We start from the raw sequence: 7,076 nt of genomic DNA on the forward strand, positions 1-7,076 counted from the left end.
TTGCGCATCTTATCAGGCTGCCGTAGCGTGAAATTAGATGCAGCACTGCATCTAAAGACTTGACGAAAGAGGGAATCATGGCTGGAAGCGGCATGCCCGGAACCGACGTCCTCATCGTCGGCGCGGGACCGGTAGGGCTCACGCTGGCCTGCGATCTCGTCCGGCGCGGCGTCGACTGCCGCGTCGTGGAACGCGAAACCACACCCAACAGGGCCTCCAAGGCGAAGACCGTCCAGCCCAGGACGCTGGAGGTGCTGGACGACCTCGGCGCCGTCGATCACGTCGTACGGCACGGCGTGGCCGATCTCCCGGTACGGCTGCACGAACCGTCCGGCGGGGTCGTCGAGCAGCCCTCGATCACGGCCCGCGCCAGGGACAGCTTCCACACGCCGTACCCCGACCCGCTGTGGATCGGGCAGTTCGACGTCGAACACGCGCTGCGCGAGCGGCTGTACGAGCTGGGCGGCGCGGTGGAGTGGGGCGTGACGGCTCTCGATCTCGTCCAGGACGAGGACGGGGCCACGGTCAGCCTGCGGACGCCACAGGGTGACAGTGCCGTGCGGGCGCGGTACGTCGTCGCGGCCGACGGCGGGAAGAGCGCGGTCCGGCAGCTGATCGGCGTCCCGCTGGAGGGCGAGACCAACGAGGAGCAGCGCTGGTACATCGGGGACGTCACCGCCGGAGGACTCGACCGCACCCGGATGCACGTCTGGCCGTCCGACGGCGGGATGCTGATCCTCACGCCGCTGCCCCACAGCGACCTGTGGCAGATACAGACCCCCGCCGACCCCGCCACCCAACCGGCCACCCTGACAAGGGAGTTCTACCAGCGGCTGGTCGACGAGCGAGCCGGCGCGGGCGCCGTCACACTGACGAGTGCCGACTGGCTGTCGGTCTACCGCGTCAACGTCCGGATGGCCGAGGACTACCGCAAGGGACGTGTGCTGCTCGCGGGCGACGCGGCGCACGTCCACTCACCGGCCGGCGGCCAGGGTATGAACACCGGGATCCAGGACGCGTACAACCTCGGCTGGAAACTGGCCGCCGTCACGCGGGGCGCGTCGCCCGCGCTGCTGGACAGCTACGGCGCCGAGCGGATCCCCGTCGCCCGCAAGGTGCTTGCGCTGAGCACGGAGAAGATAGACCGGACGACCGAACAGGCCACCGGCGACGTCGCGTCGCTGAGCACGACCCTCGGCGAGATCACCGACGACGCGACCACCACCGGCCTGGCCGTGCGCTACGGCAGCGCCGGCTACCGCGCGCCCAACGTCACCGGCCTGCACGGCTCCGCACTCGGCAGCGACCTCTTCGACCTGCTCCGGGGCCCGCAGTGGAACCTGATCGCGTTCGACAGCGACGACCCGGCCCTGCCCGCCCTCGCCACGCCGGACCATCTGCACGTCCACCGGATCACCAGCGCCGGGCGGGCCAGGGGCGGCGACGACATCGCGGACAGCCAGGGCGAGTTCCAGCGGATCTACGCGCCCCGCCCCGGCGAACTCGTCCTCGTCCGCCCGGACGGCTACCTCGCGGCCCGCACCTGACGCCGCTCGCCGGACCGGGCGCCAACTCCGCCGCCTACCAGGGCACTTCCCCGTTCTCGTCCTGGAACGTCCCGGTCGGCCCGTCCGCGCCGAGCGTGGCCAGCCGTACGACGACCCTGGCGCTCTCCTCGGGCGCCCTCCCTATGCCGAACGCCGCCGTCAGATCGGTCGCTGTGGTGCCGGGCTCGACCGCGTTGAACTTGATGCCCGGCTGGGACTTGGCGTACTGGACGGTGAGCATGGTGGCCGCCGACTTGGACGCGGAGTACAGCGCCAACGGCAGGTTGAACTCGGGCCGTTCCGGATTGGTCACCGCCCAGAAGGACCCGGCGCTGCTCGACACGGTCACCACGGTCGGGTTCGCGGACTCGCGCAGCAGCGGAAGCGCCGCCTCCGTGACGCGCACCATGCCCACCGCGTTGGTGTCGAAGGCCCGCAGCGCCGTGGGGCCGTCGGTGACTCCGGCCCCCAGGATGCCGGCGTTGTGCACCAGTACGTCGAGCCGGCCCTCGGCAGCGCCGATCGTCGCCAGCGCGCTGTTCACCGACGCGTCGTCGGTCACGTCGAGCTGGACGAATCGCGCGCCGAGCGTCGCCGCCGCCTTCTCGCCGCGCTCGGTGTCACGCGCGCCGATGTAGACGTCGTGGCCCAGCTCCAGGAGCTGTCGTGCTGTCTCGAAGCCGATGCCCTTGTTGGCCCCGGTGATCAGTGTGACGGTCATGTGTGTTCCTCTCGAAATAAGCTGGTCAGCTGGTGAGTTGCCGGCGCATCTCGCCGGCGTCGTGCAGGGCCGTCATATGGACGAACCGCCCGTCACGGACCTGGTAGATGGCGTACTCGACAATCTCGAACGAGCCGCCGGTGGGCGGCACGCCGAGCCACTCCCGCACCGGAGTACCGGTGTTGACGAGACGGGCCGCCAACCGGTCCCCGTCGAAGAGCAGTTCCTTGAGCTCCCAGTGCAGATCGGGCACCGCGGCCACGTCCTGCCGCTGCACCGCGAGGAGGTCGTCGCGGGTGGCCGGCTCACCGTTGAGCGTGGTCCGGTCGTTGATGAACTCGTCCATGTGGTCGAACTCATGGGCGTTGAGGGCCTTGACGTAGCGCAGGTAGAACGCGCGCAGGTCGTCGTCGGACATGGGCTGGCTGTCGGGCATCGGCCGACCGTCCTCTCAGATCTGGTTCAGGCCGCCGTCGACGTACAGGCTCGAACCGGTGATGAAGCTGCTCTGCCCGGAGGCGAGGAAGGCCACGGCGGCGGCGACCTCCTCGGGGTGCCCGAGCCGGCCCAGCGGCACGCGCGCGGACAGTTCCCGCCGGAACCGCTCCGCGTCGGGGGTGAGCGCGGCCAGGGCGGGGGTTTCGGTGGGGCCCGGTGTGACCGTGTTGATCCGGATGCCGCGGCCCTTGAGCTCGTTGGCCCAGGTACGGGAGAACGACCGGACGGCGGCCTTGGTCGCCGCGTACACGCCGAGCCCCGCGTCACCGACGTCCCCGTTGGTGGAGCCGTTCAGGATCACCGACGCGCCCTCGTTGAGCAGCGGCAGCGCCTTCTGGACGGTGAACAGCGTGCCCCGGACGTTGACGGCGAAGAGGGCGTCGAAGTGCTCCTCGGTGATCTCGTCGAGCGTCGCGAGCGAGGCGACGGCGGCGTTCGCGAACAGCACGTCCAGGCCCTGTCCCCGGCCGCGGACCGCCTCGTACAGCCGGTCCAGATCGGCCAGGTCCGCGATGTCGCCGGTCACTCCGGTGGCCGCCGGACCGATCGCCTCGACGGCCGCTTCGAGTTCCGCCTCGCGCCGGCCGGTGATGAACACGTGTGCGCCCTCGGCCGCCAGCCTTACGGCGGTGGCCAGGCCGATGCCCGCGCTGCCTCCGGTGACGAGTGCGGTCTTACCGGCGAGTAGTCCCACGGGGACAACCTCCTTCGATTTCCGCATCGCTCGATGCAGAACTCGAACGTAGCACTTCCGCAGCGATCGATGCGGAAGAGGTAACCTGGGGGGCGTGGAGACAACAGGCGTGGAGACGAAACAGACCGGCCCGATCGGCCGACCGCGGGGGTTCGACACCGACGAGGCCCTGGAGCGCGCCATGCTCGTGTTCTGGGAGCACGGCTACGAGGGGGCCAGCCTGGCCAATCTGACCGGCGCGATGGGTATCTCCACCACCAGCATGTACGCGGCCTTCGGCAACAAGGAGGGGCTGTTCCGCAAGGCCCTGGAGCGCTACACCGAAGGCCCGAGCGCCTATCTGACCCGCGCCCTGGAGGAGCCGACCGCCCACGGCGTCGCCACGGCGATCCTGGCCGGCACCATCAGGACCACCACCCGCCCGGCCCAGCCCCACGGCTGTATGGGCGTCCAGGGCGCCCTGACCGTCAGCGACTCGGGCCGTGAGGTCCGCGACCTGCTCGTCGCCTGGCGCAACAACAGCTACTCCAGCGTCCACGAGCGCTTCCAACGAGCCGTGGACGAGGGCGACCTGCCGCCCCAGGCCGACCCGGGCCTGCTGGCCCGCTACGTCACGACGCTGGCCTTCGGCATCGCCGTCCAGGCCGCGAGCGGCGTCGAGCGCGCGGAACTCCAGGAAATGACCGACGCCGCGCTCCGCAACTGGCCGCTGTCCTGAGACACGTCCCTCACCGATCGGCGGCGCCCAGCGCCCGGTAGACGGCGGTGATGTAGGCCGCGGCCCGCTGCGAGCCCAGGATGTCGGCCCCCATCCGGTTCATGACGTAACTGATGGTCATGTGCCGGTCGAGGTCAAGGACGGCCATCGAGCCGCCCCAGCCGCCCCAGAACGCGATCCGGCCGTCGGGGATCCAGGGCACGGTGCGCCGGTCGGGCAGCGCGTATCCGATGCCCCACCTCAGATGCAGCCCGTTGACGAGGTCCGTGCCCCTGGACTGTTCGTCGAAGACGCGGCCGATGGTGGCCGGTTCGAGGAGCCGGCCGTGGCCGGCGGCTCCCTCGCGGGCGACGGGGGCGAGAATCTCGGCCACCGACCGGGCGTTCCCGTGTCCGTTGGCCGCGCCCAGCTCGGCGGCGCGCCAGGCAGGGGTGTTGGCCGCGCCCGCACCGAACGAGGGGCCGGTGAAGGTCTTGTACGCGACGGTGTCGCGGCCGAGCGCCGAGGGATCGACGTCGATCCCCGGGGGGATGACGTCGGCGACCCGCGCCAGGTCGGCGTCGCGCAGTCCGATCCCGAAGTCGGCGCCGCTCGGCCGGACAAGGTGCTGGTGCGTGAAGTCGCGCAGCGACCGGCCGGTCAGCCGGTGCACCAGTTCGCCGACCAGATGGCCGTAGCTCAGGACGTGATAGCCGGAGGCCGAGCCGGGCTGCCACCAGGGCGCCTGGGAGGCCATCCGGGCGGCCGCGGCGCGCACGTCGTACAGGTCGTCGAGCCGCGCGGGGCGGTCGAGGCCGGACACCCCCGAGGTGTGTGACAGCAGATGCCGCACCTCGACGTGCTCTTTCCCGTTCGCGGCGAACTCGGGCCAGTAACGGGCGACCGGCGCGTACAGGTCCAGCTCGCCGGCGTCGACGAGCAGCAGGGCGGCGAGGCTGGTCACGCTCTTCGTGATCGACCACACATTGGTGATCGTGTCGCGCTCCCAGGGGCGCGTGCGCGCCGCGTCACTGTGGCCGCCCCACAGGTCCACCTCCGGCCTGCCGTCGATGTCGACGAACAGCGACAGGCCGACCTCGGCGCCGCTGCGCAGCTGGTCCGCCACGGCGTCGCGGACGGGTTCGAATCGTGGGCCGACGGTTCCGTTCAGTTCGGTCATAGGGACAGCGTCAAACCTTGACGCCGGTGTCAAGGTCAAGCGGTACGCTGCCGATGTGCGTATCGGTGAGCTGGCGGCACGGGCGGGCGCCTCGGCGCGGCAAGTGCGGTTCTACGAGGCCAAGGGCCTGATCACGTCGGCCCGCGGGCCCAACAACTACCGCGACTACGACGAGAGCGCCCTGGGCCGCGTCCAGCAGATCCGCGAACTGCTGGACGCCGGCCTGTCGACGCAGGTGATCCGCGGGATCCTGCCCTGCCTGGAGTCACCGCGCGATCCGATCGTCTTCGAAGGCGTCACCCCCGAGACGGTGGCGGCACTCGAACAGGAACGCGACCGGCTGACCGGACGTATCGACGTCCTGACCCGCAACCGCGACGCGGTCGTCGGCTACCTCACGGAACTCCGCCGGGGCGAGTCCGCGCGCGGAGGAGTTCCCGCTGATGGTGGCCTGGTCGTCGGGCGATGAGCGTCGCCCCGCCGTCCCGCACCGCGCACGACGTGAAGTGACACGACGTCAGTGCTGGCGCCCCCGGCAGGACTCGAACCTGCGGCCAAGTGCTTAGAAGGCACCTGCTCTATCCACTGAGCTACGGGGGCCGGATCGTGGCCTCGGTGACCTGGAGTCCGGTTGTGTCGTCCGTGACCTTGCCGGGACAAGGATAGGGCTCCGATCACCTAGACCCGGTTGCTTCACGTGCGTGGCACGATGTGGAGGTTCAGTGAAGCGAACCGATAATCGCAGGCAGGTGCGATTCCCGCACCGCTTTTTCGGCCATGCGGCCCGGGTGTTGTGCACTCGTTATGCCTGCGCCCCACTCGTCCGGTCTGTCCCGTTGGTGCTGACGCCGCGCAGGAGATTGCCATACGCTTCAAAAAGCTGCCAAAATTGGGCATTCTTCACATGTGGTGACCTTGGACGTACGGCCTGAGCTGATCGACGCACTCTCCGCACTGCGCGACCGTGTCGCTGCCGTGCGTCTTCCACTGCCTCTGCCGGGGGCCCCGCGCGCCCGGCAGACGCGGGCCGAGCTGCTGGCGCAGCTCGACGACTACCTGCTGCCACGGCTCAAGGATCCGGACGCGCCGCTGCTCGCCGTGGTCGGCGGGTCCACCGGGGCCGGCAAGTCCACGCTCGTCAACTCGCTGGTGGGGCGCCGGGTCAGCGAGGCCGGGGTGCTGCGGCCCACCACCCGTACCCCCGTGCTGGTGTGTCACCCCGAGGACCACCACTGGTTCGCGGGCGTGCGGGTGCTGCCGCAACTCACCCGCGTATGGCTGCCCCAGCGGGCCGAGAACGGCGCGGACGGCGGGGCCGACGAGGCGGACGACATCGGCGACGGCGACGTGGAGAGCCTGGAGGCCAACGCGCTGCGCATCGACACCGCGCCCTCGCTGCCCCGAGGGCTCGCGCTCCTCGACGCCCCCGACATCGACTCGCTCGTGGTGGAGAACCGGCTGCTGGCCGCCGAACTGATCTGCGCGGCCGACGTGTGGGTGATGGTGACGACCGCTTCCCGGTACGCGGACGCCGTCCCCTGGCATCTGCTCCGTACCGCGAAGGAGTACGACGCGTCCCTGGTGAGTGTCCTCGATCGGGTGCCTCATCAGGTCGTTGACGAGGTGTCACGACAGTACGGTGCGCTGATGACGAGGGCGGGGCTCGGCGACGTACCCCGCTTCACCATCCCCGAGCTGCCGGAGTCGGCGGGCGGCGGCAGCGGGCTGCTGCCGACCAC

Annotated in this window: 8 protein-coding genes and 1 tRNA gene; 4 read left to right on the plus strand and 5 right to left on the minus strand. The window is 70.4% G+C overall.

Features of this window, described 5'->3' with window-relative positions:
• The first annotated feature begins 77 nt into the window (after positions 1-77).
• Entirely contained in the window at positions 78-1,547 is a 1,470-nt protein-coding gene (locus HY68_RS16820; RefSeq protein ID WP_241778599.1) for an FAD-dependent monooxygenase, read from the plus strand.
• A 34-nt stretch (positions 1,548-1,581) separates the two neighbouring features.
• Here HY68_RS16820 and HY68_RS16825 read toward each other — a convergent pair whose 3' ends face one another.
• Genes HY68_RS16825 through HY68_RS16835 form a run of 3 tightly spaced genes read right to left on the minus strand, consistent with a single transcriptional unit; the run spans position 1,582 to position 3,460 of the window.
• Positions 1,582-2,268, minus strand: a complete 687-nt coding sequence (locus HY68_RS16825) for an SDR family NAD(P)-dependent oxidoreductase (RefSeq protein WP_041989609.1) — start codon at positions 2,266-2,268, stop codon at positions 1,582-1,584.
• Positions 2,269-2,293: 25 nt separating this feature from the next.
• Positions 2,294-2,704 carry an ester cyclase gene (locus HY68_RS16830; protein WP_241778600.1) on the minus strand — a complete coding sequence of 137 codons (411 nt, stop codon included), beginning with the start codon at positions 2,702-2,704 and terminating at the stop codon, positions 2,294-2,296.
• A gap of 15 nt (positions 2,705-2,719) precedes the next feature.
• A complete protein-coding gene (locus HY68_RS16835) occupies positions 2,720-3,460 on the minus strand; it encodes an SDR family oxidoreductase (protein ID WP_041989611.1) in 741 nt (246 codons plus the stop codon).
• A gap of 109 nt (positions 3,461-3,569) precedes the next feature.
• Between HY68_RS16835 and HY68_RS16840 the strand changes: the two genes are divergently transcribed.
• Complete coding sequence (locus HY68_RS16840) at positions 3,570-4,178, plus strand: TetR/AcrR family transcriptional regulator (protein ID WP_041989612.1); 609 nt, start codon at positions 3,570-3,572, stop codon at positions 4,176-4,178.
• A gap of 10 nt (positions 4,179-4,188) precedes the next feature.
• Here the strand turns inward: HY68_RS16840 and HY68_RS16845 are convergent, their stop codons facing one another.
• The gene (locus tag HY68_RS16845) at positions 4,189-5,337 is read right to left on the minus strand and encodes an EstA family serine hydrolase (protein ID WP_041989613.1); all 1,149 of its coding nucleotides are present in this window, start codon (positions 5,335-5,337) and stop codon (positions 4,189-4,191) included.
• Positions 5,338-5,392: 55 nt separating this feature from the next.
• Between HY68_RS16845 and HY68_RS16850 the strand changes: the two genes are divergently transcribed.
• On the plus strand, positions 5,393-5,806 hold the full coding sequence (locus HY68_RS16850) for a MerR family transcriptional regulator (protein WP_041989615.1): 414 nt from the start codon (positions 5,393-5,395) through the stop codon (positions 5,804-5,806).
• Between the two features lie 55 nt (positions 5,807-5,861).
• On the opposite strand, the gene HY68_RS16855 is transcribed toward HY68_RS16850, so the two are convergent.
• Positions 5,862-5,937 (minus strand) — tRNA-Arg (locus HY68_RS16855).
• A gap of 315 nt (positions 5,938-6,252) precedes the next feature.
• Here HY68_RS16855 and HY68_RS16860 point away from each other — a divergent pair.
• The coding region (locus HY68_RS16860; RefSeq protein WP_041996329.1) for a dynamin family protein at positions 6,253-7,076 on the plus strand (824 nt) is incomplete at its 3' end.

The sequence above is a fragment of the Streptomyces sp. AcH 505 genome (assembly GCF_000818175.1).
Taxonomy (GTDB): domain Bacteria; phylum Actinomycetota; class Actinomycetes; order Streptomycetales; family Streptomycetaceae; genus Streptomyces.